Raw genomic sequence first — 24,645 nt, 5'->3', positions numbered from 1 at the left:
CAGAAAAGCGGGCGAAAGGAATAATGGGCAGGCAGCGGTCGTTCGCGCCTGTCGGAGAAGAACCGCGATGACGCGCGCGCAACGACTGAGTGTACGGGCAGGGGGCCACAGTGCCAGACCCTGCAGCGCGCCGTCTGAAATCGCCCTGACAAGACACCACCCCAAAAGCACCTGTCCTCCTGGACGGGTTAGGACAACGCGTTTGGCGCGGTGCACCAAGGAAACATGGCTAAGAAAATGCTTATCGATGCCACCCACGCGGAAGAAACCCGCGTCGTGGTGGTTGATGGAAACAAGGTCGAGGAATTTGATTTTGAATCCGAAAACAAACGTCAGCTTGCTGGCAACATATATCTAGCAAAAGTTACACGGGTCGAACCCTCGCTGCAGGCAGCTTTTGTTGACTATGGCGGAAATCGCCACGGATTCCTGGCGTTCTCCGAAATTCATCCCGACTATTATCAGATTCCCGTCGCTGATCGCGAAGCTCTGATGGAAGAAGAGCGCGCCTATGCCGAGGCAATGCGTGCGCGTGATGAGGCTGAGGAAACCAAGCCCAAAAGACGCCGTTCGCGCTCGCGGGCCAAGGCCGCCGATATCAAATCGGATGATGCAGTGGAATCGGTCGAGGTCTCGTCCGAACCCACAGGCATGGAAACGATTGACCTGGATGAGAGCGATGAGGCCAATGATCCTTCTGTAGAAGAAGGAACATCTCCGGCCGATCATGTGGCAGAAACTCCGGTAGAAGAGCCGACGGACGAACCGGAGGCGGAAGAAGCAACCGCAGAGACTGAAGACGCGCCTGCGGAAGAAGTCGACCAATCAGATGCTAGCGCTGATCAAGTCGGCACGGACGAAGAGGCCGGGGCGCAGGAAAGCGCCGCGACTGAGACGGACGCGGATGACGCGACAAGCGCTGAAGCCAACGCCGAGGACGCCTCTGACGAGGTTGGCGACGACGAAGAAGAAAACACCCGTACGGACGCCACCGCAAAAGACGAGACTATTGAGTCGGTTGCCGACGAAGATGACAGCGAAGACATCCGTCCTCCGCGCAAACCGCGCGCGCGCCGGTACAAGATTCAAGAAGTCGTCAAAGTACGCCAGGTTCTGCTTGTGCAGGTCGTCAAGGAAGAGCGTGGCAACAAAGGAGCAGCTCTGACCACTTATTTGTCACTTGCTGGCCGATATTGTGTTTTGATGCCGAACACCGCGCGGGGCGGCGGCATCAGCCGAAAGATTACCAACGCGCCTGATCGCAAAAAGCTTAAGGAAATTGCGGCTGAGATTGACGTCCCGACAGGGGCGGGTCTTATCATTCGGACCGCCGGGGCGAAACGCACCAAATCCGAAATCAAGCGCGATTACGAATATCTGCAACGTATGTGGGAGCAGATCCGCGAGCTGACGTTGAAATCCATCGCGCCTGCGAAGATCTATGAAGAAGGCGACCTGATCAAACGGTCGATCCGTGATCTCTATAATCGTGACATCGACGAGGTACTTGTCGAAGGCGAGGGCGGATATCGCATCGCCAAGGACTTCATGAAAATGATCATGCCGTCGCACGCCAAGAATGTGCAGCGGTACGAAGACGCGCTGCCATTGTTCGCGCGCTATCAGGTGGAAAGCTATCTGGCGGGGATGTTCAACCCGACGGTACAGCTGAGATCGGGTGGCTATATCGTGATCGGCGTAACCGAAGCGCTTGTCGCGGTCGATGTGAACTCGGGTCGGGCAACCAAAGAAGGTTCGATCGAGGAAACGGCACTGAAGACCAACCTTGAGGCCGCCGAAGAGGTGGCTCGCCAGTTGCGCCTGCGTGATCTGGCCGGTCTGATCGTCATCGACTTTATCGATATGGACGAGCGGAAGAACAACGCCGCTGTCGAAAAACGCCTGAAAGAAAAGCTGAAAACAGATCGTGCGCGCATCCAGGTTGGTCGTATATCTGGTTTTGGTCTGATGGAAATGAGCCGACAGCGCCTGCGTCCCGGTATGTTGGAGGCAACGACACAGCCTTGTCCGGCATGCCATGGCACCGGCCTGATCCGTTCGGATGACAACATGGCGCTGAGCATTCTGCGCCAGATCGAGGAAGAAGGCACGCGCCGTCGCTCACGCGAGGTGCTGGTGCGCTGCCCGGTCAGCATCGCCAACTTCCTGATGAACCAAAAGCGCGAGCATATCGCACAGATTGAAGCGCGCTATGGTCTGTCGGTTCGCATCGAAGGGGATGTGCATCTGGTAAGCCCTGATTTCTCGATGGAGAAGTTCAAGACCGCCAGCCGGATTGTTCCAGAAGCCAGTGCGCCGGTTGTATCGGTTGATGCCACGCTGATGGAAATGGTCGACGCCTCTGAAGAAGAGACCGTCGAAGAAGAAACGCCGCAGGCTGAAGATGAAACCAAACCCAAGCGCAAGCGCCGTCGGCGTCGTCGCAAGAAGGGCAATGGTGGTGCCGAGGGGCAGGATTCTAACGGGCAGGAGGCTGATGAAGATACAGCTGAAGCGTCCGAGGAAGCTGTGGAAGAACCTGCAACAGATACCGTAGTAGCGGTGGAAGAGGCGCAGGAAGAAGCGCCTGCCAAGCCTAAACGCCGCCGGGCTCCGCGTCGCAAGAAGAAGGACGCCGGAGATGCCGAGACGATAACCGAACAGGTCGTCAAAGCTGAACCAGAGGCCAAGGTCGAATCTGAAACGGAAGCTCCGGCAGAAATCGAAACTGTCGAAGCCGAAGCAGCACCGAAACAGGAAACGGTTTCGGAAACTGCCGTGCCGACAGAAGAAACGCCGGAAGCGGCAGAGCCTGTTCAAGAGGTTGTTGCGGTTGAAGCCACTGAGGAACCAGCAGTAGAAGTCACAGAGCCTGTGCTGGAAGTGGTTGCGGATGAACCGGAAACGCCATCGGAGCCTGCCAAGCCAAAACGGCGCGGTTGGTGGTCGTTGGGCCAGTAACTTGAAAAGGCGGGCCTCAGAGCCCGCCTTTTTCTTTGATAGGCCTCAAACGGACTTCTGGATGGTGTAGACCTGATGCCCGTCAGATTCTTCCTGTGACAGCAATCGATGTCCACTTTCCATGCAGAAATGTGGAACATCAATGACTGCAGCGGGATCATCCGCTAGCACTTTCAAGACCGCTCCCGCGGGCATTGACTTGAGCCGTTTACGGGCCTTCAGGACGGGCAGAGGGCACAGCAGCCCCAACGCGTCCAGTGTCTCGGTTTGGTTTGACATGTACCTGAGATATTTCCACTTTCAGACGGTGTCCAGCGTGCAACCACGAGGATGTGACCGAATGGCCCCGTGACGCGGGCGACTTCATGACATATGTGCTGAAACATGTTCGGAATTGATATCATTGACGCAGGGCTGTTGCCCGCCATGTTCATCGCATTGCTCGGTGGGTTGATCAGCTTTTTATCGCCCTGCGTGCTACCGATTGTGCCGCCCTATCTCGCCTATATGAGTGGCGTCACGATCAACGAGATGCAGGATGAGGCCCGTGCACGCAGAAAGGCGACACTTTCGGCGCTGTTCTTTGTTATGGGGCTGTCCACGGTGTTTCTGTTGCTTGGCTTCACAGCCTCTGCGTTTGGGGCGTTCGTGCTGCAGAACCAGGTGCTGTTCGCCAAGATCTCGGGCGCGGTTGTCATAGTCTTTGGCCTGCATTTCCTGAACGTTTTCCGCATCCCATTCCTTGACCGTGAGGCCCGGATCGAAGCCGGCGACAGCGGCGGGTCTGTCTTTGGGGCCTATATTCTGGGTCTGGCCTTCGCCTTTGGCTGGACACCCTGTATCGGCCCGCAACTGGGTGCGATCCTGTCGCTGGCTGCCTCCGAGGCATCCGTCGCACGTGGGACATTGTTGTTGGGCGTCTATGCAGCGGGTCTTGGCATACCTTTCCTGCTCGCCGCGATGTTCCTGAACCGATCCATGTCGGTGATGAACCGAATAAAGCCCCATATGGCACTGATCGAGAGGATCATGGGTGGACTGTTGCTGTTTGTTGGTATCATGCTGATCACCGGCCTGTTCACTGAGTTCAGCTGGTGGCTGTTGGAAGCCTTCCCCGCGCTGGCAAACTTTGGGTAACCCTCTTATCTGACTTACTTTGGCTGTAATGCTGCGCTAACCTGCGTCGCAGAAGGTAAGACCATGAGCAGTCAGACAAATCAGCCTCGGGTGAAACGGCGTAGGGTATTCTATATTCCCGGATATGACCCGATCCCCCCACGGCGCTATCGCGAGCTTTACCGCAGTGAAAGCGCAAGACAGGCGGCTATTTCAGGGTATGAAATCTCGGTCTCGCCCAAAACCGGAGAGGGCTTGTATGGATGGCACGTCCATTCGGTTCAGGACGGGGCTGAAGTTCACACAGATGTCGAGGTGCTGGTCTGGTCCGACATCGTACGCTCCAGCATGTCGAACTCGATTGCGGCCACCTATCTGCAGATGCTGCGTACGGCATGGATCTATATCTCGACGGGCGTGTTATGGCGCCTGATGCGATTGCGCAAAGGTCCGGTGATAGCCGCGCTTTACCCGATCGTGATGCTGATCGCACAGCTTTTGGTCGCAATGGCTGTGGTCATCGGATTGACGGTTCTGCTTGCGCCGGTCCTGTCTTTGGTGGCGTTGGTTCTGTCTATTGGTGTTGCCTATGTGCTGATGCTGTGGTTCCGGAAAATCGACAACAGGCTGTTCGTCTATTACCTGATGCACGATTACGCCTATTCAGCGGCTTCAGGCGGTAAAACACCTCCTGAATTGGCCGGACGCCTATCGGAGTTCACAAATGCGATTGCCGCAGCTCTTACCGATGAGACGGATGAGGTTCTGATCGTCGGCCACAGTTCCGGCGCTCATCTGGGTGTCACGGTTCTGGCCGATCTGATCCGATCCGGACGGGTGGGCACAGACGGGCCTGAGCTGTCCTTTCTGACATTGGGGCAGGTGGTTCCCATGGTCTCGTTCCTGCCCAACGCATATGATCTGCGCGCGGACCTGAGGTTTCTTTCGAAACGCGAAGACTTGGCTTGGGTCGACATTTCTGCACCCGGGGACGGCTGCGCATTCGCTCTGTGTGATCCTGTCGCTGTAAGCGGGGTCGCGGATGCCGATCAGCGCTGGCCTTTGGTGCTATCTGCTGCGTTTACGCAAACGCTGTCAGCAGAACGGTGGCGCGCCCTGAGGTGGCGGTTTTTCAGACTGCATTTCCAATATCTCTGCGCCTTTGATCACCCGGACAGGTATGATTATTTCCGCGTGACTGCCGGGTCTCTGTCGCTTGGGCATCGGTTCGCAGGGCGTAAACCCTCGGGATCACGGATTGTGCGATCTGTATCCAAGTATGTTTCGGTGCAAGCATGACCCCGCCAAAGCCCACATCGCGGCCAGACAGGGTTTCGCTGTGGCGCTATTTCAGGTTGTTTCGCAAGGACATCCTCTCGGCACAGCCGCAGCGATTGTACCGCGCATGGATGGCCGAGTTTAAGACGCCGTTCTTTCGATCATATCTGACGAACCAACCAGAACTTGTTGAAACCGTTCTGAAAAAACGCCCCGATGATTTTCCGAAATCAGACCGTATTGGCGAGGGTCTGCGGCCGTTGCTGGGGAATTCGGTCTTTCTGACCAATGGTGAAAACTGGAAACGCCAGCGCCGGGTTATCGACCCGGCGTTTGAGGGCGGGCGCCTGAAAGATACCTATCCGGCCATGGTCCAGGCGGCAGAGGCCTGCGTCGCGCGTCTGCGCGGGCAGGCCGGTTCTGTCATCGAGTGCGAAGAGGTCACCAGTCACGTCGCCGCGGATGTGATCTTTCGAACGCTTTTTTCTGTACCGATTGAAGACCGCGTTGCGTCTCAGGTTTTTGAGAAATTCCGAACCTATCAAAGAGAGCAACCGCTGTTGAACTTGGCGGCGTTTCTGCCTCTGCCCAAATGGATGCCGCGGCTACATTCCAGAAAAACTCGCAAGACCGCGCGTGAAATCAGGATGCTGATCACCGAAATGACCGCTCAACGCGCGAGGATGATTGAGGCCGGGCAGGCGCCGCATGATCTGGCGACAAAGATCATGACAACGGCTGATCCCAAGACCGGCAAGTGTTTTGACACGCAGGAGATGGCTGATCAGGTGGCGATCTTCTTTCTGGCAGGCCACGAGACCAGCGCTTCTGCGTTGGCTTGGGCATTGTACCTTTTGGCGACCCACCCGGATTGGCAGGACAAGCTGGCGGCCGAGGCGCAAGGGCTGGACCTATCCGATTTTACCTCCGTATCGCTGCTGAAGCTCAGCCGCGATGTGTTTCGGGAAACGCTGCGCCTGTACCCTCCGGTCCCGATGATGGTGCGAGAGGCCACATGCCGCGAATACTTCAGGGGCCGGGCTATTAAACCGGGCTCGCAGATAGTCATCAGCCCATGGCACCTGCATCGGCACGAACGTCTGTGGGCAGACCCCGACGGGTTCGACCCGTCCCGCTGGGCCAAGGGCAATGAGGAAAGTTGTCCCAGAGAGGCATTCATCCCATTCTCGGCCGGGTCGCGCATTTGCATCGGTGCCGGTTTTGCAATGGTCGAAGGTCCCTTATTGCTGTCGTCACTACTGCGGAAGTTCAGGTTCGAAATCTCGGACACGCCAGAGCCGGTTCCGGTGGCTCATCTGACCGTCAGATCCAAAGATGGAATTTGGTTGCGCCTGGTTGAGCGCTAACAAACTACCATCGGCATGCTCCATGCTGTATGCGGTTGAAAAACGCGGAATCATTTCGAACGGGAAAGTCATATGTCCAAAACACAACAGCGCGAGCAGATGTCCAACGGTGCCGGTTTTATTGCTGCTCTGGACCAAAGTGGCGGCTCGACCCCAAAGGCGCTGGCGCTTTATGGGGTAGACGCGTCAGAATACGGCTCGGACGCAGAGATGTTCGGCGAAATCCAGAAGATGCGCGCGCGTATCATTCTGGCGGATGGCTTCACAAACGACAAAGTCATCGGCGCGATCCTGTTCGAACGCACGCTCGGCGAAGAGATTGATGGCCGTAAAGTCGCTGATTTCCTTTGGAACGTAAAAGGCATCGTTCCGTTTCTGAAAATCGACAAGGGCCTCGAGGATGAGGCAGACGGCGTTCAGGTCATGAAACCGATCCCCGGTCTGGCCGACACTTTGGCAAAGGCCGAGGGCGTTTTCGGTACCAAGGAACGTTCTGTGATCCATGAGGCCAACGCGAAAGGCATCGCAAACGTTGTGGCGCAACAGTTCGACGTGGCGCGTGAAGTTGTTGCCGCCGGTATGGTCCCGATTGTCGAGCCTGAGGTGAACATCAACTCGGCCACCAAAGCCGAGGCCGAAGCCATTCTGAAAGCGGAAATCCTGCAGAATCTGGATCAGTTGGATGATGGGCAGGATGTCATGCTTAAGCTGACCATCCCCAATCAGGCTAATCTGTATGACGATCTGGCTGACCACCCCAGAGTCCTGCGGGTCGTGGCCCTGTCGGGCGGATATTCGACCGAGCAAGCCTGCGATCTGCTGGCGCAGAATGGCAAGATGATCGCGTCATTCTCGCGTGCGCTGACCGAAGGGCTGTCGAAAAAGCAGTCAGATGCCGAGTTCAATACGGCTCTGGGCAGCAATATCGATAAGATTTTTGGCGCTTCGGCCTAAGCAACACTATTCCGGCTTAATGAAATCGCGGCGCATCTGCGCCGCTTTTTCACGCATGGAACATCCGATCGCATGATCGTTAACCAAGCCCATGGCCTGCATGAAGGCAAAAACCGTGGTCGGGCCCACAAATTTCCAGCCGCGCTTTTTCAGGTCTTTGGACATGGCGATGGATTCAGCCGAAGTTGAGGCCGTTTGTGGCGCTGGAGGCGAGCTGGCCTCGTAACGCCAGACATAGGCCGCAATCGAGCCCTGAGCCGCCACCAGTTCTTGCGCGCGCCGGGCATTGTTGATGACAGCTTCGATCTTTCCGCGATGCCTGACGATGCCTGCATCCAGCAAAAGGCGGGTGACATCGGACTCATCGAATTTCGCGATTGCATTGTAATCAAACCGTTTAAACGCATTCCGAAAGTTCTCGCGTTTGGACAGAATAGTCCGCCAGCTCAGGCCGGATTGAAAGCTTTCAAGGCACAGCTTCTCAAACAAACGCTGATCGTCGCTGACCGGATAGCCCCATTCATTGTCGTGATAGTCGAAAAACTCTGGCGCAGACTGACACCATGCACAACGCGGTTGACCGTCTGGGCCGGTAACTGTTTCGCTCATCACTAAGTTCCCTTTTTGTTCTGGTATGAGCATAGGCATTTTCCAGAGGCCAAATCAAGAACGGAAAGTCAGCCGCGATACCAGTTCAGAATATAAACGCGTATTGCCGAAGCCAATCCGACCTCAGGGTCACGGTTAAAATCAATTTCCGCAGCTAAGGCATTGATTGCCATATCCTTATCAGCTGCAATGGCACGAAAGGCTTTCCAAAACTCGTCCTCAAGAGATACCGAGGTTCGATGGCCCTTAAGCGTCAATGAGCGTTTGATGGGACGTCCGCTCATTTGTCGATCTCATGTCCGTCCAGATCGCGCCGCGACTTATCCAGATGCTTTTTGCTGGCGTCTTTCTCGGCTTTGTTGCGCCCGAATGACACGGCGTTTTGGTCCGCGCGGGCCTTTTTCTCGGCCCGCGCCTTGTCTTTTCTGTACCGGTTCAGATTGACCGGCTTTGCCATCAGTCCTTGGGTCCAATCATTTGTTCGGGGCGCACAACCGCGTCAAAGGTTTCGGCGTCGACAAAGCCAAGCGCGATGGCCTCTTCCTTAAGGGTGGTGCCGTTTTTATGCGCGGTCTTGGCAACAGTCGTTGCGTTGTCGTACCCAATGGTTGGCGCCAGCGCGGTGACCAGCATCAGCGATTCCTTCATCAGTTTTTCGATGCGTGGTTCGTTGGCCTGAATGCCTAGCAACATCCGCTCGGTAAAGCTGTCTGTGGCATCACCAAGCAACTGGATCGACTGCAAAAGATTGTAGGACATCATAGGGTTATAGACGTTCAGTTCGAAATGCCCCTGGCTGCCGGCGAATTTTATGGCGGCATCGTTGCCCATGACGTGTGCTGCGACCTGTGTCAGTGCTTCGGCTTGTGTTGGGTTTACCTTGCCTGGCATGATGGACGATCCGGGCTCATTCTCAGGCAGGATCAATTCGCCCAGACCGGAACGCGGTCCAGATCCCAAAAGTCTGATATCATTTGCAATTTTATAACAGCTGCCAGCAATGGTCGCCAAAGCACCCGATAGGAAAACCATCGCATCATGGGCGGCGAGCGCCTCGAACTTATTCGGAGCGGTAACAAAGGGCAGGCCGGTGATATCTGCCATATTCGCAGCGACCGCTTCGCTCCACCCGGATTGAGTGTTTAGGCCAGTACCAACAGCAGTTCCGCCCTGGGCAAGCTCGTAAATTCCAGGCATCGCGGCGTTGACCCGTGCGATACCCTGACGAATTTGATGGGCGTAGCCGCCAAATTCCTGACCCAGTGTCAGCGGCGTGGCATCCTGCGTATGGGTCCGGCCGATCTTGATGATGTCTTTGAATTCTTCGGCCTTCTGCTCCAGCCCCGAGGCCAGCTTTTCCAGACCCGGCAGCAGAACGTCCCGAACGCTCATACCTGTGGCGATATGCATGGCTGTCGGGAACGTGTCGTTCGAGGACTGGCCCATGTTGCAATGATCGTTCGGATGAACCGGGTCTTTTGTGCCGATTGTACCACCCAGGATTTCGATAGCCCGGTTCGCAATAACCTCGTTAGAGTTCATGTTCGACTGGGTGCCGGATCCGGTTTGCCAAACGACCAGCGGAAAGTTGTCGTCAAACTTGCCTTCGAAAACCTCACCAGCGGCCTGAATGACCGCATCCGCAATCCGCGCGTCCAGTTTTCCGGTGGATTTGTTCCGCATGGCGCAGGCTTTTTTGATCACACCCAATGCCCGCACGATGGCCACAGGCTGTTTTTCCCATCCGATCGGGAAGTTCATAATCGAACGCTGGGTCTGTGCACCCCAATATTTGTCTGCGGGAACTTCCAACGGGCCAAAGCTGTCGGATTCGGTGCGGGTTTGAGACATCGGTCACTCCGTCATGTATACCATTGCATGCCAATTACAGTCAGCAGCGTCGCGGTGCAATCGGCCAGTTGCGCGCACCATAAACTTATGCCTGACAAAGGTATAGGCGCAGAGCTGCGTCATTTTTCTCGTCGCAATCGCCATCACCGCCATTGTACGCGCCGGTGGGTGAGCTACTATAGAGTCAGAGCACGCCGGAGGCCGCAATGCGTCTGAATCACCCGACCACTTGCCTGAAATTCATTATCTATTCTTTTGCCACCGTTCTGTGGGCCTCCTTGGCGGTAAATCCGCTTCATGCGGCAGATATTGAGCCCTTTGTTGGCAGCTACGTTGGGTCTGCCAATGTTGTCGATGCAAACGGGACCGAAACACCTCGTGATATGAGTGTGTCAATCCAGGAATTGAAGAACGGGTTCAATGTTAGTTGGAAGACGACAACTTACAAACTGAATGGCCGCGTCAAGGAACAGGCGTTCTCGATTGATTTTCAGACCTCGGACAGATCGGACATCTTTTCCGCGGCCATGAAGCGCAATGTATTCGGCCATGAAGTTCCGCTTGACCCGATGCAGGGGGAACCGTTCGTCTGGGGCCGGATTGAGGGTCAAACTCTGACCGTGTTTTCGTTGTTCATTGCAGAAAATGGCGGCTATGAGCTGCAGCAATATGACAGAACGCTGGCAGAAGGCGGTCTGAACCTGTCATTTTCCCGTTTCCGCAACGGTACCAAATCACGTTCCGTAGAGACGTTCCTGACGAAAGAGTAAGCCCCGCAAACCGCGAGGCTTTCCAGCGCATATACTATTTTCTGAAGCTGTCCAGCGACACGACATCAGCGTCATGCTGTTGCGGTTCTTCTTCGACCTCGATTATCTCATCGTCCATCGGATCAAAGTCATCCTCTTCATCCGGGCTTTCAAAACGCAGGCCAAATTCCACAGAGGGGTCGACGAATGTTTTGATCGAGGCATAGGGGATGTACAATGGTTCCGGCGCGTCGCCAAAGTTGAGCGTGATGGCAAATCCGCTTTCGCCGACCTCAAGATTTTCGAACCAATGCTGCATCACAACAGTCATCTCTTCCGGATAACGATCATGCAGCCAGTCGGCAATTTCCACGCCGTCACACCTGGTGTCAAACGTAATGAAAAAGTGGTGCGCACCCGGCAGGCCAGTTTCTGAAACGCTGGTCAGAACCGTCTTGATCAGCCCGCGCATGGCGGTGTGCATCAGGTTCCCATAGTCGATGTCTTGCGACATGTGTCATCCTCAAAAGTGGCTTCCCTCAGCATAAGGGATTCCTTTGGAAACGAAAGGCCGGTTACACGCTGACTGTTCAGAGAAAAAACAGGCCGGTGCCAGCAGCTAACATAACCATTAGCGTAAGCGCCATGCCGAATTTAAGTTTAAAAATCAACGCTCCGGCGAAGACAGTCAGCACAGCGGCTTTCACATCCAATGAGGTCAATTCAGGCCAGGGCAGGCTGATTGGTCCAAAGGTTTTATTTGGCAGTTCTGAAAACAGCACATTCAGGGCAAACCACACGGATAGGTTGAGAATCACCCCAACTACAGCAGAGGTAATACCTTGCAGGGCCGCCGATAACCGGGGCCGCGCAGCGATGTGGTCAAGATAGGGGGCTGTGAGGAATATCCACAGAAAGCAGGGAACGAATGTTGCCCAAAGTGCAACGATACCTGCGGCGATGGCCAGCATCGATCCGCCCGAGATCTGACCGGTCAGCATAGCGACAAATTGTGTTACCAAAATCAAAGGCCCCGGTGTCGTTTCCGCCAGACCAAGCGCGTCGATCATCTGATCTGTGGATATCCAGTTATATTGATCTACAACGGTCTGCGTCATGTAAGCTAGAACAGCGTAGGCTCCGCCAAATGTCACAACTGCGAGGCGGGCAAAGAACCAGCCAAGATCGCTGAGAAGTTTCTGACCAGAAAGACTTAACAGCCACAACGGGCCAAGCCACAGAACCAACCAGATCGACGCGTTCCGCAGCACTTCGCTTAGGCGCGGGGTGGGAGTGTCGACCGGTCGGGCGGCGACGCCGTTGAAGCTCAGATACCCCCAAAGGGCTGCCGCCGCGATGATCGCGGGGAAGGGGAGGTCGAACAGAAAGATTGCCAGAAACGCGAGGCCCGAGATCGCACGATGTGAGACGTCCGACAGCGCTTTGCGGGACAGGTTTCGCAGGGCCTGTAGCACGATGATGATCACCGTAGCTTTCACGCCCAGAAACGCGGCCTGCACCAGAGGAAGCGCGCCATAGGCCGCGTATAGTGCCACCAATGCTGAGATAATGATCGCACCGGGCAGAACAAACAGGCTGCCTGCGATCATACCGCCCGAGACGCCGCGCAGACGCCAGCCGGAATAGGTTGCAAGCTGCATCGCCTCGGGGCCGGGCAGCAACATGCACAGCGACAGCGCCCGAAGATAGGTTTCCTCATCCAGCCAGGGGCGCTTTTCGACGAGTTCCTGATGCATCAATGAAATCTGAGCTGCGGGTCCGCCGAAGGACAGCAATCCAATGCGGCCGAACACTTGGATGAGTTCAGGGAATGTTGGTGTGGTCATTTTTCGACTGCCGGCCAATCGTGTTTCTCGTCAAACCCGTCGCGGGCCCAGAGATACAAGGCATCGTACAGATGCATCCCGGCCTCGATGGCCTGATGGTCGTCTTTATATAGGCGCGATAGCCCCACCGAGACCGCAAGAAGCCCGGCTGCTTCGGGCGCCAGATCATGCCTGTTCGTATCCGCGGCCCGAACAACTGTCGCAAGCCTGTTCATTGCGGGCGTAGCAAGCTGGAAATCTTTTACCAAAGCATCAAATGTGCAGTTATCCCCACGATGGCTCCAGCGGACGCCCTCAACATCGAACGGGGTGGCGTTAAAGACTTCGGATACCTTTGCCACTTCGGATGGGGCAACAAACAGAAAACGTGCGTTGGGGTCGATGAAACGGCGGATCAACCAGGGGCAGGCGATGCGATCAATCTTGGGCCGATGGCGCGTGACCCAGAGCGACGGGGTAGCCGGTATTTCAGCAAATGGAATGCGTGGTGCATCGGGCGTGTCGCGCCATGCGTATATGCCGCCTTCCAAATACTCAGCGGCAATGCCTTCGCTCCTCAGCCAGGAAACAACGGCCTGACTCAGTTTTTTGCCCTTTTGGCAGATGATGATGCAGGGGCGGTTAGCGATGAGCCCCTTCAACCCATCCAGATCCTGCGCCGGGTGACGAACCGAGCCCGGTATCAGATAGGGGTCCTGTTCAAAATCGGCATCGGTGCAGATATCCACCAGAACCGGCGCCCGAGGCGTTCCGATCAGACGTAACAGTTGTTTCGGTGTGATTGCATTAGGCGCAGGCATGGCATGTCTCCTGTGATCGACGGATACATGCGAAACTTGGGCTGTCGCCTCACGGGGCGTTCGCAATCTTACCCCATAGGCTTTGCTACCGCGACAGGCCGGTCGGGGTCAAGATTGCGAGCTCATTTCCTAGGCCCAGTCCAGCCGTTGACCAGTCATGCATACGGGCAGGGTGTCCTTGGGAAACTGACCAAGCTGTTCAAATAAGGAAATGAAGTCAAACTGGTTATACGCCTCGACAATACGACCTTCTTTAATGCGGCCAATCATACTGCCAGAGGCCTGCAGTGGTGCGCCGTTATCGGCGCGTGTTGTGCTGACCTGCAATATCGCCGATACCCAATCGCCATTTTCGATGATTTTGGGCAGCTCAACATGGATATCGCCCAGAATGTGGCGAAACGCCATGACCAGATCCCGAAAATCATCGGCCCCCACCTGCATTTCCGGAATCAGTCCTTCGGCTGTCGTTTCCGGCGCGAAATACCGATCAATCGCATCGGTATTTCCGTTTTCCCAAACCTCTGAATACCATTCTCTGAGTATATCTGCGTGTGACATCCCAGCTCTCCTTTTCCTCACGGGCCGAGCATGACGCGAATGAGTGAACAAACTCTGAACGTGAACACAGACAGGGTTAAACAGCAGACATTTAAGGGAAAATGCAGGTTTCTGTTGCCAGGTACCTGCGAACCCCGCCTTACGCTGCTAGGCGCAAGGGCTTAAGTTTCGGTCTTGCTACTGCTTACGCAGCAACTGCAACCGGAGCACGATTGTCATTTGCAATTGTACTGTTTGGGCCGGTACGGTGGCACCCCGCCGAGACAAAGCTAACCCCTTTAGACGTTCGTCGATCCTATTTCGGCCCCGCGATCCTCAAATGAAGGATGTTGGTGGAGCCGCCGGGTACCGCCCCCGGGTCCGATCCGCTTATTACGAGCGCGTTTATGTCCATAGTCCCGAAGGACATCCCCTATATAGGTGAGCCACAAGGGGAAAGCAAACCCCATACTTCAACGAAAAGACGGATTATATAATAACGCCTTAGCTTGGTCGGTTAATGTTTGCCAGGATCAGCCACAGCGCCAATATCAGCTCGATTCCCCCAAATGTCATCGCTTTGATCAAAGGGGGGTGATCCAGAATGACGGAAACAAACCGGCCCAGGGCTGCGCCGGCATAAACAACGCCCAACATAGCATAGGCCATGGGAGTGTTCAGCCAAATGACCGCAATTCCGGTGACAACAAAAAGCCCACCGACCGAGGCGCGCAATTCGCTTAACCCCATGGTGCTGTTCGTCGGCGCCAGGTCCAGCGAGGCCGCGGTCCAAGCGGGTGCTAGAAACCCAAAGAGGCCGAAACCGATTGTCAGAACCGCCGCGGCAATATTCAAAATCGACGTCATTGTACCCTCATTCGGTTGGTTTGCGCCGCTGTTTGGCGACGTCCAGGGCAAGCTTACGGGTATAAGCTTCGAGATCCACCAGTGCTGAATCTACCGCAGCAGCGTCCCGCCGATCCAAAGCATCGGCAATCTGGTTGTGCAGCACGATGATCTCTTCTCGGGACCGCGCCGTAAACGTGATCATGTTCATCAAAGGCTGCATCGCCTCGACGGCGCCGGCCAGTTGATAGGACAACACCGGATTGCCGGCCCCATCGACCAATGCCCGGTGAAAGGTCACATCCGAGGCGCAAAAGGCTTCGTCTGTCAGCCCGGGTTGAGCCTGCCGAAATATCTCGGCACGCATCGTCGCCAGATGATCCGCCGTCCTGCGTTCGGCTGACAAAGTAGCGCAGGCGCGTTCCAGCGAATACCGAGCCTCGCAAGCCGTTTCAAAACTGACCGCATTCATGGACAGCAGCAACGTGGATGTGGTGATCTGTTGGGAATACGCATCCTGATAGCTCAGCCGGTTGACAAATGCGCCACCGGTCGCGCCACGTTGGGTGCGGATCAGGGACTGTGCCGCAAGGCGTTTAAGGGCCTCACGCACGGTTGGTCGGGACACCTGAAACTGGTCGGACAGCTCCGCCTCAGAAGGCAGGCGTTCATCTACAATCAACCGACCCGATATGATCGCATCGCGGATTGATTGGGCGATCTGAACCGAAAGATCAGCAGGTTTCTTGGGGTCGATTTTCATTTTGAGCAGGGCCGCAGGCAAAATTTCATTTGTCTGACATTTAAAAGTCTGACATTTGAATTGCAAGGACTGAGTCGGGAGGGACAAGTGAGTCGCGCAGTTCTACGTAATGGGTTTTGGCTGGGATTCTACGCTCTGATCCTGTGGGCGTGGTGGATGATGTTCGTGATGAACCGCGCCATGGATCTGGATTGGATCGGCCGTCCCGGAGCGATGGGGCAGGCGATGCGCGCCATGGACCCCAGGATGGACATGTATATGCCCATGGCAGAGTTCGGCCCGCTGTTTTGGATGTGGGCCATCATGATGGCCGCAATGATGTTGCCGACCATTATTCCAACTCTGCGCAGCTACGACGATCTAATCCGCAGTGCAAATGGCACACGCTCCGGCTGGATTGGTGTCTTGATTGGCTACTTCGTGGTCTGGGTCGGGTTTGCCGCGCTCATTACCGGGGTGCAACTGGTTCTGCTGTTTGGCGGCGTTGTCGACATGCTGGGCATTGCGAAATCCGGGCTTGTTGCGGGCGGGTTGATGATCGCCGTCGGCGCCTTTCAGTTCACCCGCGCCAAAGAGCTGTGCCATGGGGTCTGCCATGCGCCAATGACCTATTTCCTTGGCCACTGGAAAACCGGGTTTTCAGGCGGTTTTCGCATGGGGCTGGGCCTTGGCGCGTTCTGCGTCGGATGCTGCTGGGGCTTTATGGCGCTCGGCTTTGTGGGTGGCGTCATGAGCCTGCTGTGGATGGGTCTGGCGACCTTTTTTATGGTTCTCGAAAAACTACCCCAGATCGGTCACGTGATTACACGACCGCTGGGATTTGCTCTTATCGCGGGCGGCTGTGCCTTGCTCGTGTACCCCTTTATCTATGGAGGATAAGCTATTGGCTAAGAACAAAAAACCAGAGGCAGATCGCCTGCCGATCAGCCAACGCATCGACAGCCGCATGCCCAACCCCAAGCGGCGTGAGATGAGCCCGACGAATTGGGCGATCAAGGGAGAGCTGATCCTTAACTGCTCGTGCGATCTGTTCTGCCCCTGTGTCGTATCGCTTGGCGCGCATCCTCCGACCGAGGGTCATTGTCATGCCTGGATGGGGATTGTCATCGATGAGGGCCATTACGAGGGCGAAGATCTGTCGGGCCTCAATGTTGGCCTTCTGGTCGATATTCCGGGTCGCATGGGTGAGGGGCAGTGGAAAGTTGCCGCCTATGTCGACGAACGGGCCAGCGGTAAGGCCTATAACGGGTTGCTCCAGATATTCAGCGGTCAGGCCGGGGGCACGACCGGCTTGTTTACCATGCTGGTCAGCGAAATTATCGGGGCCGAACGTGCCCCGGTTCAGATCGAACGCGACGGGACCAAGCGCCGCATCATGATTGGTCGGAAAATCCAGGGCGAAATCGAGATGTTGGCGGGCAAAGACCCCGAGCATCCGGTGATGGTCTCAAACTCGAAATACTGGATGGGACCGGACATTATCGTGGCGCGCGGCACCAAATCCAAGGTCCGCGATTACGGTCGGGTCTGGGATTTCGGTGGAAAATCCGCAGAAATTTGTCCAATCGACTGGCAGGGGCCGAAATAATACAAAATCACAAAGGATTACGTGCAATACGTGATCCAAATTTTCAATCGCCAGACACGCCATCGCGGCCTGTTGCACCAGATGCTGACGGGACCGCAGGCTTCGAATTGTGATCTGGCATTATGCCCGAGGAGGCTTGAGTGGCCAATATTTCCTTCTCTCGCCGGTTGCGGCGCACACCTTTTTCTGAAGGGGTCGAAGCCGCAGGCGTAAAGGCATTCACGGTTTATAACCGGATGCTATTGCCAACTGTATTCGACAGCGTCGAGGCTGATTACCGGCACTTAAAAAAGCATGTGCAGGTCTGGGATGTCTCGTGTGAGCGACAGGTCGAACTCAGAGGTCCCGACGCGGCACGCCTTATGCAAATGCTGACGCCACGCGATTTGAGAGGCATGTTGCCCGGCCAATGCTATTACGTCCCTATCGTTGATGAGACCGGTGGAATGTTGAATGATCCGGTTGCGGTGAAACTGTCCGAGGACCGCTGGTGGATCTCCATCGCGGATAGCGATTTGTTGTTATGGGTCAAAGGAATCGCGAACGGCTATCGGCTGGATGTTCTGGTGGATGAGCCAGACGTCTCACCCTTGGCGGTACAGGGGCCCATGGCGGATGAACTGATGTCTCGCGTATTTGGCGAGCGCGTCAAAGACATTCGGTTTTTCAAGTTCGACATGTTCGAGTTTGCGGGCCGCGATCTGGCCATCGCCAGGTCGGGGTATTCAAAGCAGGGCGGGTTCGAGATTTATGTCGAGGGCAGCGATATCGGAATGACGCTGTGGAATGCGCTGTTTTCGGCAGGCGAGGATTTGAACATACGCGCAGGTTGTCCCAACCTGATCGAACGCATTGAGGCTGGGTTGCTGTCCTACGGAAACGATATGACCGACGACAACACCCCACATGAATGTGGCCTGGGCAAGTTCTGTAACACACACACGGCGATTGGGTGCATTGGCCGGGACGCGTTGTTGCGGGTCGCAAAAGAAGGGCCGATCCAGCAAATCCGTCCGATTGAAATCGCTGGGCCGGCGGTGGGTGCCTGCGTTGCTCCATGGTCGGTATACGCTCAGGGGAAACGGGTTGGTCAAATCACTTCTGCCGCTTGGTCTCCGGATTTCAACACCAATGTTTCCATTGGGATGCTCAAGCTCAGCCATTGGGACGAAGGCACGAAGATAGAGGTCGAAACGCCCGACGGTATGCGTGAGGCGACTGTAAGGGAAAAATTCTGGATATGATCGCAAGCGGCGTATCGGGTTCAGAAACAGGTTATTACACGGGGTCGGGGCTGTACTCTGACGTCCAAAACAGGAGGACATTTTGATGTTCAACGCACTGGTGATGGAAAAAGACGAGGAAAGCGGGCTGGCCAGCCCCTCGGTTCAACAGCTTTCGGAAGGGGATCTGCCGCAGGGTGAGGTTACCGTGGCGGTTCAGTATTCAACGGTAAATTATAAGGATGGTCTTTGCCTGTCGCCCAAAGGCGGGGGGCTGGTACGCAGCTATCCGCATGTTCCTGGCATCGACTATGCGGGGACGGTCGAATCGTCTTCGGATGAGCGATATAAACCGGGTGACAAAGTGGTCCTGACCGGTTGGCGTGTCGGTGAGGCGCATTGGGGTGGGTACTCACAAAAAGCTAATGCCCGTGCCGATTGGTTGGTTCCGCTGCCCGATGGGTTGGAGCCCCGCCAGGCCATGGCCGTCGGAACCGCTGGGTTCACCGCGATGCTGGCAGTTATGGCACTTGAGGATCATGGGCTGAAACCGGGGCAGGGTCCGGTTTTGGTCACAGGGGCAGCAGGTGGTGTTGGTTCGGTCGCGACGGCGATTCTTGCCAATTTGGGATACGAAGTGGCAGCCGTCACCGGACGACCGGAAACCAGCGATTACCTGAAGTCTTTGGGCGCCACGACCATTGTGCCACGCGAAGAGTTGAACGAGACAACTAAGCGCCCCCTGGAAAGCGAGGCATGGTCTGGCTGTGTGGACGCAGTTGGCGGCGCAATGCTGGCACGCGTTCTGGGGCAGATGAAATACGGTGCCTCGGTCTCGGCCGTGGGGTTGGCTGGCGGCGCGGGCCTTCCGGCAACTGTTATCCCGTTCCTTTTACGCGGTGTGAACCTGTTGGGGATCGACAGCGTGATGCAGCCTTATGAAAATCGGCTGCGGGCCTGGCAGCGGATAGCAACCGACCTTCCGATGGACAAGCTTGAGGCGATGATCCATCCCGCAAAGCTGAGCGATCTGCCCCAATTAGGGGCGGATATCCTGCAAGGTCAGGTTAAAGGTCGTGTTGTCGTAGACGTAAACGCCTGATCCGGAATGAATATGTCTGACCGACCGCATTGATTTGCGGTCGGTTAATTTTGTAGCTGCAGGTTCGCGAAAATCCGGCAAACACCTCTGGTCAATGGCGTAAATACGGATCATCATTGCTATACATCCCAAATTGAATGGCTTATGAGCCATGCAAACAGTACCTGAAGACGGGGAGTGAGCAGAATGTCTGACGATTTCGAACTGGACACAGACGACCTGAAGCGCCGTATGGACGGCGCAATGTCAAACCTCAGAACCGAATTTGCATCGCTGCGCACCGGGCGCGCCTCGGCCTCGATGCTCGAGCCGGTGATGGTCGATGCCTATGGTTCGATGACGCCCATCAACCAGGTGGGAACGGTCAATGTGCCCGAGCCGCGTATGGTTACGGTCAATGTCTGGGATAAAGGGCTGGTCGGCAAAGTGGAAAAAGCGATCCGCGAAAGTGGGCTGGGCATCAACCCTCAGCTCAACGGAACGATCATCATGCTACCGATCCCGGAACTGAACGAAGAACGCCGTCGCGAGTTGGGCAAAGTCGCCGGGCAATATGCCGAACACGCGCGCGTTTCGATCCGCAATGTGCGCCGAGACGGGATGGATCAGATCAAGAAGGCCAAGGCCGACGGTATGTCCGAAGATGACCAGAAGTTTTGGGAAAGCGAAGTGCAGGATCTAACCGACCAGATGATCAAGGTAGTAGATGCCGCGCTTGAGACCAAGCAGGCAGAAATCATGCAGGTCTGAGACCGGGTGATGCCCTCTTCCTCGCATACCATGCCCGAAAGAGGGCCCCAGCATGTCGCGATCATCATGGATGGCAATGGTCGCTGGGCGCAGGCCCGCGGGCGACCTCGCCTGTTTGGCCACCACGCCGGGGCAAGACGTGTGCGCGATGTGGTCGAGGCCTGCCCAAGGCTTGGTATTAAGTATCTGACTGTTTTTGCGTTTTCGACCGAGAACTGGAAACGCACTCAGGTCGAAGTTGCCGGTCTGATGAGCTTGTTTCGGCGCTATATTATAAAGGAAACCCGGACGCTCCGAGACTCGGGTGTTCGGGTGCGTTTCATCGGTGACAGAGTCAGGTTGGATGCCAAACTGATCGAATTGATGGATACGCTTGAGGCCGAGACCGAGGGAAATGATCTGGTTCACCTGACCATTGCGTTGAACTATGGCGGTCGGGATGAAGTCGCGCGGGCTACCAAACGTCTGGCACAGGATGTCGCTGACGGGCGATTGCATCCTGATGATGTAGACGAAGAAACGCTGCCGAAATATCTGGACACACATGTTCTTCCCGATCCTGATCTGGTGATCCGAACCAGCGGCGAGGCGCGTATTTCCAATTTTCTGCTATGGCAATCCGCCTATTCGGAATACGAATTCATCGACACGCTCTGGCCAGACTTCACTGCGGCAGAGCTTGAGCGCCTGTGCCTGAGCTATGGCAGCCGAGACCGACGGTTCGGAGCTGTACCGGCATGAGTGACGGACGCTGGTCCGACCTGACTGCCCGCGTATTGTCGGCGGGTGTCCTTGTTGCCGTTGGCGCTGTCGAGGTCTGGCTGGGCGGTCTGTGGTTCGAAGCCTTCATTTCCATTGCTTGCGGGCTGATGACCTGGGAACTGGTCCGTATGATTGACCCGGGCAGGAAAGCTGTTGCGGTCCAGCTTGCCATATTGACCGGTTTTGCGGTGGTGCTGAGTTACCATCTTCCGGCACTCTATAAACTTCCCTTCTTGCTTGCTCCGGCGCTGGTCGGGGCAGGGCAGGTCAGCCGGTACCGGGGTATCTATACCCTATTTGCGCTGTGGATCGCGGCCGCGGGGCTGGGCTTTATCTCAATCCGGACGAATATGGGATTTGTCTGGATGGTCTGGCTGATATCGGTCGTCGTTGCTACGGATGTCGCCGGATATTTTGTTGGAAAGGCATTGGGTGGGCCAAAATTCTGGCCACGATTCAGCCCGAAAAAGACGTGGTCGGGAACAGCGGGAGGCTGGGTAGCGGCTGCCATTGTTGGCTTAGCCTTTGCGGCTTACGGCGGCTTCGGAACTTGGTTCATCGTAATCTCGGTTCTGGCGTCAATGGCCAGTCAGGCCGGCGATATTGTCGAAAGCGCGGCCAAACGAAAATTCGGCGTCAAGGACAGTTCGAACCTGATTCCCGGCCATGGCGGCTTCCTAGATCGATTCGATGGGATGATGGGGGCCGCTCTGTTCGTTCTGCTTGTGGGGTTGATTTATTCCCCCGGAGCCATGTGATGCGCAAAATCTCTGTTTTTGGCGCGACGGGTTCTATCGGGCAAAACACGATAGATCTGATTGACCGAAATCCATCAGCGTATGATGTTGTCGCCCTGACCGGTGGAGCCAATATCGAACAACTTGCGCGTGACGCCAAACGTTTGAAGGCGGATATCGCGATTACAGCCCATCCAGACCGGCTTGAGGACCTGCGAGTGGCCTTGGCCGGTTCTGATGTCGAGGTCGCCGCCGGGGCGAATGCTCTGGCCGAAGCTGCGGCGCGACCGGCTGACTGGGTCATGTCTGCCATCGTTGGGGCTGCGGGGTTGCAACCAGGGCTGACGGCGCTTGAACAGGGCGCGACGCTGGCTTTGGCGAATAAAGAAACGCTTGTCTGCGCGGGTTCTTTGGTTCTGGATACTGCCCGAAAGCACAATGCCCGATTGCTACCGGTGGACAGCGAACATTCTGCCGTTTTTCAGGCTCTGGTCGGTGAAGATATGGCATCGGTCGAGCGTATCATCATCACTGCCAGCGGCGGCGCCTTCCGGGATTGGCCACTGAGCAAATTGGCCTCGGCCACGGTTGAGCAGGCATCGAGCCACCCGAACTGGAATATGGGGCAGCGGATCACGATTGATAGCGCTTCGATGTTTAACAAGGCGCTCGAGGTGATCGAAACACGCGAATTCTTCGGAATATCCCCGGATATGATCGAAGTGATTGTGCATCCGGAATCCATCGTTCATGCGATGGTCGGGTTTAACGATGGAGCGGTTATGGCCCATATGGGCGCGCCAGATATGCGCCACGCGATCGGATATGCCCTGAATTGGCCAAAACGTCAGACCCTTCCGGTCGAAAGGCTGAACCTTGCAAAGCTGGGACAGTTGCGATTTCAGGAACCAGACGAAAACCGATATCCGGCTTTGCGGTTAGCGCGCGACGTCATGGAGCGGGGCGGGCTGTCCGGAGCGGTTTTCAACGGAGCCAAAGAATGTGCACTCGACCATTTCATTGCAGGTCGCATTGGTTTTCTTGATATGGCAGACATCGTGGCCGCCGTCTTGGATCGTTTCGATGCACAAGACAACCATATTGACGCCCCAATGACCCTTGATAACGTGCTGCAAACCGACCATCTGGCACGTATATGGGTCGATAACGCCGTTGCGCAACGAGCAGGAAAATAAATTGGACGTACTCTCACTGATCCCACAGTTCGGCAATTTGATTTACACCATATTCGCCTTTGTGATCGCGTTATCCGCCATCGTAGCCGTACATGAATACGGGCATTACATCGTTGGCCGTTGGTCCGGCATCTACGCCGAAGTGTTCTCAATCGGTTTCGGTCCCGTACTCTGGAGCCGTATCGACAAAAGAGGAACGCGCTGGCAGATCGCAGCGCTTCCATTCGGCGGGTATGTCAAGTTTCTGGGTGATGCCAATGCAGCATCCGGCAAAGACGAAGCGGCAATGTCCGAAATTTCTGAGCAAAGCCCGGAGGAGCTGCGCCGCACAATGCATGGCGCGCCACTTTGGGCCAGGACGGCAACTGTTGCGGCAGGGCCAATCTTTAATTTCGCAATGTCGATACTGGTCTTTGCCCTAATTTTCTTTACGCAAGGCGCAACCAGAGACCCTCTGACCGTTGGGTCTCTGCATCCTCTGCCGGGGACAGTTCAAGAGCTGCGTGAAGGTGATGAAATCCTCGCGATTTCAGGTATTGACCTGCCAGATTTCGAACAAGAAGGATCGTGGAGCGAGTTCGTAGACTCTTTGCCCGTTGACCCCGTTCTTGATTACACAGTTCTTCGTGACGGTGACACATTAGACGTTTCCGCACCTTGGCTGTTCCCCCCCCTGATTCAACAGGTTGTTCCGCGCAGCGCAGCAATGGATATCAGCTTGGCACAGGGGGATGTCATAACAGCGGTTAATGGCGACCCGGTTTATGCCTTTGAACAGCTCAAGGACCATGTGGAAAGCTCTGATGGGCGGCCACTGCTGTTGAATGTCTGGCGTGACGGAGCGGAACTGGAGTTTGCCCTGGCTCCACGCCGCACGGATGAGCCGCAGTCTGATGGTGGTTTTGTAACGCATTGGAGGATCGGGATCGTCGGCGGCATGATGCTAGAACCTGCAACCGAAAGGGCGGGCATCCTGACATCTCTTGGCGGCGGTGTGCGACAAACATTGCGAATTATTGACGGGTCTCTTTCAGGTATCTGGCACATGGTGACCGGAGCGATCAGCACCTGCAACATGTCCGGCCCAATCGGAATCGCCGAAACCTCGGGTGCGATGGCCAGCCAGGGTGCGCAGAACTTCATCTTCTTTATCGCTGTTCTGTCAACTGCTGTCGGTTTGCTAAACCTGTTTCCGATTCCGGCTTTGGATGGGGGACACTTGGTATTTTACGCATATGAGGCCATCTCTGGGAAACCACCCAGCGACAAAGCGCTGCGGATTCTGATGGGCATCGGAGTGTCAATCATTCTGGCTCTGATGCTGTTTTCCGTCTCAAATGACCTGTTCTGTTGATTTGGGCGGAGCTTGCACAATCTAGTCGCAATTCCGCCCCAATTCCCTCATAGGATGTGTTCGTTTCATAATTTTGTCTGTCAGAGGCGATCATGGCGAATGCTATCAAAAAATCATATCGCAGCTTTAGCTTCCTGCTTGCGCTGAACTGGGACTCGATCTTGTTTTTCGGCGCGACTGCGTTGGCTATGGGTGGATGCGCTTATCTGATCACCATGTGATTCTGTTCCTTTCTTTTTATTTGCTGAACAG

The 24,645-nt window shown here is 55.7% G+C and carries 27 protein-coding genes and 1 other RNA gene; 16 read left to right on the top strand and 12 right to left on the bottom strand.

The window, feature by feature from the left end:
* The first annotated feature begins 225 nt into the window (after positions 1-225).
* Positions 226-2,961 (top strand): Rne/Rng family ribonuclease, encoded by a 2,736-nt coding sequence (locus AC2FH0_RS03720; RefSeq protein ID WP_496788606.1) that lies wholly within the window; start codon positions 226-228, stop codon positions 2,959-2,961.
* Between the two features lie 45 nt (positions 2,962-3,006).
* Here AC2FH0_RS03720 and AC2FH0_RS03715 read toward each other — a convergent pair whose 3' ends face one another.
* Positions 3,007-3,240 carry a sulfurtransferase TusA family protein gene (locus tag AC2FH0_RS03715; protein ID WP_271946987.1) on the bottom strand — a complete coding sequence of 78 codons (234 nt, stop codon included), beginning with the start codon at positions 3,238-3,240 and terminating at the stop codon, positions 3,007-3,009.
* Between the two features lie 105 nt (positions 3,241-3,345).
* On the opposite strand from AC2FH0_RS03715, the gene AC2FH0_RS03710 reads away from it, so the two are divergent.
* The 4 genes from AC2FH0_RS03710 to AC2FH0_RS03695 all read left to right on the top strand — a co-directional run bounded on the left by AC2FH0_RS03710 (position 3,346) and on the right by AC2FH0_RS03695 (position 7,676).
* Entirely contained in the window at positions 3,346-4,098 is a 753-nt protein-coding gene (locus AC2FH0_RS03710; protein WP_271946989.1) for a cytochrome c biogenesis CcdA family protein, read from the top strand.
* 63 nt (positions 4,099-4,161) lie between these two features.
* Positions 4,162-5,376 carry a hypothetical protein gene (locus tag AC2FH0_RS03705; RefSeq protein WP_496788605.1) on the top strand — a complete coding sequence of 405 codons (1,215 nt, stop codon included), beginning with the start codon at positions 4,162-4,164 and terminating at the stop codon, positions 5,374-5,376.
* Positions 5,373-6,722 carry a cytochrome P450 gene (locus AC2FH0_RS03700; protein ID WP_496788604.1) on the top strand — a complete coding sequence of 450 codons (1,350 nt, stop codon included), beginning with the start codon at positions 5,373-5,375 and terminating at the stop codon, positions 6,720-6,722. The genes AC2FH0_RS03705 and AC2FH0_RS03700 overlap by 4 nt, the downstream gene beginning before the upstream one ends.
* Positions 6,723-6,794: 72 nt before the next feature.
* The gene (locus tag AC2FH0_RS03695; RefSeq protein WP_496691277.1) at positions 6,795-7,676 is read left to right on the top strand and encodes a fructose bisphosphate aldolase; all 882 of its coding nucleotides are present in this window, start codon (positions 6,795-6,797) and stop codon (positions 7,674-7,676) included.
* A 6-nt stretch (positions 7,677-7,682) separates the two neighbouring features.
* Here the strand turns inward: AC2FH0_RS03695 and AC2FH0_RS03690 are convergent, their stop codons facing one another.
* The 4 genes from AC2FH0_RS03690 to fumC all read right to left on the bottom strand — a co-directional run bounded on the left by AC2FH0_RS03690 (position 7,683) and on the right by fumC (position 10,136).
* Positions 7,683-8,285 (bottom strand): DNA-3-methyladenine glycosylase I, encoded by a 603-nt coding sequence (locus AC2FH0_RS03690; RefSeq protein WP_496788602.1) that lies wholly within the window; start codon positions 8,283-8,285, stop codon positions 7,683-7,685.
* Positions 8,286-8,353: 68 nt separating this feature from the next.
* Positions 8,354-8,569 (bottom strand): ribbon-helix-helix domain-containing protein, encoded by a 216-nt coding sequence (locus AC2FH0_RS03685; RefSeq protein ID WP_271947000.1) that lies wholly within the window; start codon positions 8,567-8,569, stop codon positions 8,354-8,356.
* The gene (locus AC2FH0_RS03680; RefSeq protein ID WP_281972139.1) at positions 8,566-8,742 is read right to left on the bottom strand and encodes a DUF4169 family protein; all 177 of its coding nucleotides are present in this window, start codon (positions 8,740-8,742) and stop codon (positions 8,566-8,568) included. The genes AC2FH0_RS03685 and AC2FH0_RS03680 overlap by 4 nt, the downstream gene beginning before the upstream one ends.
* Positions 8,742-10,136 (bottom strand): class II fumarate hydratase, encoded by a 1,395-nt coding sequence (gene fumC / locus AC2FH0_RS03675; protein ID WP_496708425.1) that lies wholly within the window; start codon positions 10,134-10,136, stop codon positions 8,742-8,744. The genes AC2FH0_RS03680 and fumC overlap by 1 nt, the downstream gene beginning before the upstream one ends.
* Positions 10,137-10,342: 206 nt before the next feature.
* Here fumC and AC2FH0_RS03670 point away from each other — a divergent pair, with 206 nt between their 5' ends.
* Positions 10,343-10,906 carry a hypothetical protein gene (locus tag AC2FH0_RS03670; protein ID WP_281972138.1) on the top strand — a complete coding sequence of 188 codons (564 nt, stop codon included), beginning with the start codon at positions 10,343-10,345 and terminating at the stop codon, positions 10,904-10,906.
* A 34-nt stretch (positions 10,907-10,940) separates the two neighbouring features.
* Here the strand turns inward: AC2FH0_RS03670 and AC2FH0_RS03665 are convergent, their stop codons facing one another.
* The 7 genes from AC2FH0_RS03665 to AC2FH0_RS03635 form a co-directional block, all read right to left on the bottom strand.
* Complete coding sequence (locus AC2FH0_RS03665) at positions 10,941-11,399, bottom strand: SspB family protein (RefSeq protein ID WP_271947008.1); 459 nt, start codon at positions 11,397-11,399, stop codon at positions 10,941-10,943.
* Between the two features lie 76 nt (positions 11,400-11,475).
* Positions 11,476-12,732: a chromate efflux transporter gene (gene chrA, locus AC2FH0_RS03660; protein WP_496708426.1), complete on the bottom strand. Its 1,257-nt coding sequence runs from the start codon at positions 12,730-12,732 to the stop codon at positions 11,476-11,478.
* Positions 12,729-13,532, bottom strand: coding sequence for a chromate resistance protein ChrB domain-containing protein (locus AC2FH0_RS03655; RefSeq protein WP_496788601.1), 804 nt, complete (start codon positions 13,530-13,532; stop codon positions 12,729-12,731). Before AC2FH0_RS03655 ends, chrA begins: the two co-directional genes overlap by 4 nt.
* A 129-nt stretch (positions 13,533-13,661) precedes the next feature.
* On the bottom strand, positions 13,662-14,093 hold the full coding sequence (locus AC2FH0_RS03650; protein WP_142633933.1) for an ester cyclase: 432 nt from the start codon (positions 14,091-14,093) through the stop codon (positions 13,662-13,664).
* A 100-nt stretch (positions 14,094-14,193) separates the two neighbouring features.
* Positions 14,194-14,539: a transfer-messenger RNA gene (ssrA, locus tag AC2FH0_RS03645) on the bottom strand.
* 37 nt (positions 14,540-14,576) lie between these two features.
* The gene (locus tag AC2FH0_RS03640; protein WP_496695385.1) at positions 14,577-14,939 is read right to left on the bottom strand and encodes a DUF4345 family protein; all 363 of its coding nucleotides are present in this window, start codon (positions 14,937-14,939) and stop codon (positions 14,577-14,579) included.
* A 7-nt stretch (positions 14,940-14,946) separates the two neighbouring features.
* A complete protein-coding gene (locus tag AC2FH0_RS03635) occupies positions 14,947-15,681 on the bottom strand; it encodes a FadR/GntR family transcriptional regulator (protein ID WP_142633929.1) in 735 nt (244 codons plus the stop codon).
* An 87-nt stretch (positions 15,682-15,768) separates the two neighbouring features.
* On the opposite strand from AC2FH0_RS03635, the gene AC2FH0_RS03630 reads away from it, so the two are divergent.
* The 10 genes from AC2FH0_RS03630 (at position 15,769) to AC2FH0_RS03585 (ending at position 24,614) form a co-directional block, all read left to right on the top strand.
* Positions 15,769-16,560 (top strand): DUF2182 domain-containing protein, encoded by a 792-nt coding sequence (locus AC2FH0_RS03630; protein WP_496688004.1) that lies wholly within the window; start codon positions 15,769-15,771, stop codon positions 16,558-16,560.
* 4 nt (positions 16,561-16,564) lie between these two features.
* A complete protein-coding gene (locus AC2FH0_RS03625; protein ID WP_281994647.1) occupies positions 16,565-17,269 on the top strand; it encodes a DUF1326 domain-containing protein in 705 nt (234 codons plus the stop codon).
* 140 nt (positions 17,270-17,409) lie between these two features.
* On the top strand, positions 17,410-18,513 hold the full coding sequence (locus AC2FH0_RS03620) for a dimethylsulfoniopropionate demethylase (protein WP_496788600.1): 1,104 nt from the start codon (positions 17,410-17,412) through the stop codon (positions 18,511-18,513).
* An 85-nt stretch (positions 18,514-18,598) separates the two neighbouring features.
* Positions 18,599-19,594 (top strand): acryloyl-CoA reductase, encoded by a 996-nt coding sequence (gene acuI, locus AC2FH0_RS03615; protein ID WP_496691270.1) that lies wholly within the window; start codon positions 18,599-18,601, stop codon positions 19,592-19,594.
* 186 nt (positions 19,595-19,780) lie between these two features.
* Entirely contained in the window at positions 19,781-20,344 is a 564-nt protein-coding gene (gene frr, locus AC2FH0_RS03610; RefSeq protein WP_142633921.1) for a ribosome recycling factor, read from the top strand.
* A gap of 30 nt (positions 20,345-20,374) precedes the next feature.
* Positions 20,375-21,085 carry an undecaprenyl pyrophosphate synthase gene (gene uppS, locus AC2FH0_RS03605; RefSeq protein ID WP_496788598.1) on the top strand — a complete coding sequence of 237 codons (711 nt, stop codon included), beginning with the start codon at positions 20,375-20,377 and terminating at the stop codon, positions 21,083-21,085.
* Positions 21,082-21,864: a phosphatidate cytidylyltransferase gene (locus tag AC2FH0_RS03600; protein WP_496788597.1), complete on the top strand. Its 783-nt coding sequence runs from the start codon at positions 21,082-21,084 to the stop codon at positions 21,862-21,864. The genes uppS and AC2FH0_RS03600 overlap by 4 nt, the downstream gene beginning before the upstream one ends.
* On the top strand, positions 21,864-23,039 hold the full coding sequence (gene dxr, locus AC2FH0_RS03595) for a 1-deoxy-D-xylulose-5-phosphate reductoisomerase (protein WP_496700256.1): 1,176 nt from the start codon (positions 21,864-21,866) through the stop codon (positions 23,037-23,039). Before AC2FH0_RS03600 ends, dxr begins: the two co-directional genes overlap by 1 nt.
* Position 23,040: 1 nt before the next feature.
* Entirely contained in the window at positions 23,041-24,393 is a 1,353-nt protein-coding gene (gene rseP / locus AC2FH0_RS03590; protein WP_496788596.1) for an RIP metalloprotease RseP, read from the top strand.
* A gap of 92 nt (positions 24,394-24,485) precedes the next feature.
* Positions 24,486-24,614, top strand: coding sequence for a hypothetical protein (locus AC2FH0_RS03585; RefSeq protein ID WP_271947040.1), 129 nt, complete (start codon positions 24,486-24,488; stop codon positions 24,612-24,614).
* The last annotated feature ends 31 nt before the right edge of the window (positions 24,615-24,645 follow it).

It is taken from the genome of Ruegeria sp. CDSC051, assembly GCF_059610665.1.
Note: the sequence above shows the minus strand (reverse complement) of the source record. Positions and strands in the feature narration are given on the sequence as shown.

Bases quoted from the DNA above. Each gene is read 5' to 3' on its own strand.
- AC2FH0_RS03715 (WP_271946987.1), bottom strand. From the start codon at position 3,240: ATGTCAAACCAAACCGAGACACTGGACGCGTTGGGGCTGCTGTGCCCT.
- AC2FH0_RS03665 (WP_271947008.1), bottom strand. From the start codon at position 11,399: ATGTCGCAAGACATCGACTATGGGAACCTGATGCACACCGCCATGCGC.
- AC2FH0_RS03670 (WP_281972138.1), top strand. From the start codon at position 10,343: ATGCGTCTGAATCACCCGACCACTTGCCTGAAATTCATTATCTATTCT.
- AC2FH0_RS03680 (WP_281972139.1), bottom strand. From the start codon at position 8,742: ATGGCAAAGCCGGTCAATCTGAACCGGTACAGAAAAGACAAGGCGCGG.
- AC2FH0_RS03710 (WP_271946989.1), top strand. From the start codon at position 3,346: ATGTTCGGAATTGATATCATTGACGCAGGGCTGTTGCCCGCCATGTTC.
- AC2FH0_RS03635 (WP_142633929.1), bottom strand. From the start codon at position 15,681: ATGAAAATCGACCCCAAGAAACCTGCTGATCTTTCGGTTCAGATCGCC.
- AC2FH0_RS03690 (WP_496788602.1), bottom strand. From the start codon at position 8,285: ATGAGCGAAACAGTTACCGGCCCAGACGGTCAACCGCGTTGTGCATGG.
- AC2FH0_RS03640 (WP_496695385.1), bottom strand. From the start codon at position 14,939: ATGACGTCGATTTTGAATATTGCCGCGGCGGTTCTGACAATCGGTTTC.
- AC2FH0_RS03655 (WP_496788601.1), bottom strand. From the start codon at position 13,532: ATGCCTGCGCCTAATGCAATCACACCGAAACAACTGTTACGTCTGATC.
- dxr (WP_496700256.1), top strand. From the start codon at position 21,864: ATGCGCAAAATCTCTGTTTTTGGCGCGACGGGTTCTATCGGGCAAAAC.
- acuI (WP_496691270.1), top strand. From the start codon at position 18,599: ATGTTCAACGCACTGGTGATGGAAAAAGACGAGGAAAGCGGGCTGGCC.
- AC2FH0_RS03700 (WP_496788604.1), top strand. From the start codon at position 5,373: ATGACCCCGCCAAAGCCCACATCGCGGCCAGACAGGGTTTCGCTGTGG.
- AC2FH0_RS03600 (WP_496788597.1), top strand. From the start codon at position 21,082: ATGAGTGACGGACGCTGGTCCGACCTGACTGCCCGCGTATTGTCGGCG.
- AC2FH0_RS03705 (WP_496788605.1), top strand. From the start codon at position 4,162: ATGAGCAGTCAGACAAATCAGCCTCGGGTGAAACGGCGTAGGGTATTC.
- AC2FH0_RS03695 (WP_496691277.1), top strand. From the start codon at position 6,795: ATGTCCAAAACACAACAGCGCGAGCAGATGTCCAACGGTGCCGGTTTT.
- fumC (WP_496708425.1), bottom strand. From the start codon at position 10,136: ATGTCTCAAACCCGCACCGAATCCGACAGCTTTGGCCCGTTGGAAGTT.
- chrA (WP_496708426.1), bottom strand. From the start codon at position 12,732: ATGACCACACCAACATTCCCTGAACTCATCCAAGTGTTCGGCCGCATT.
- AC2FH0_RS03685 (WP_271947000.1), bottom strand. From the start codon at position 8,569: ATGAGCGGACGTCCCATCAAACGCTCATTGACGCTTAAGGGCCATCGA.
- AC2FH0_RS03585 (WP_271947040.1), top strand. From the start codon at position 24,486: ATGGCGAATGCTATCAAAAAATCATATCGCAGCTTTAGCTTCCTGCTT.
- AC2FH0_RS03650 (WP_142633933.1), bottom strand. From the start codon at position 14,093: ATGTCACACGCAGATATACTCAGAGAATGGTATTCAGAGGTTTGGGAA.
- AC2FH0_RS03720 (WP_496788606.1), top strand. From the start codon at position 226: ATGGCTAAGAAAATGCTTATCGATGCCACCCACGCGGAAGAAACCCGC.
- frr (WP_142633921.1), top strand. From the start codon at position 19,781: ATGTCTGACGATTTCGAACTGGACACAGACGACCTGAAGCGCCGTATG.
- uppS (WP_496788598.1), top strand. From the start codon at position 20,375: ATGCCCGAAAGAGGGCCCCAGCATGTCGCGATCATCATGGATGGCAAT.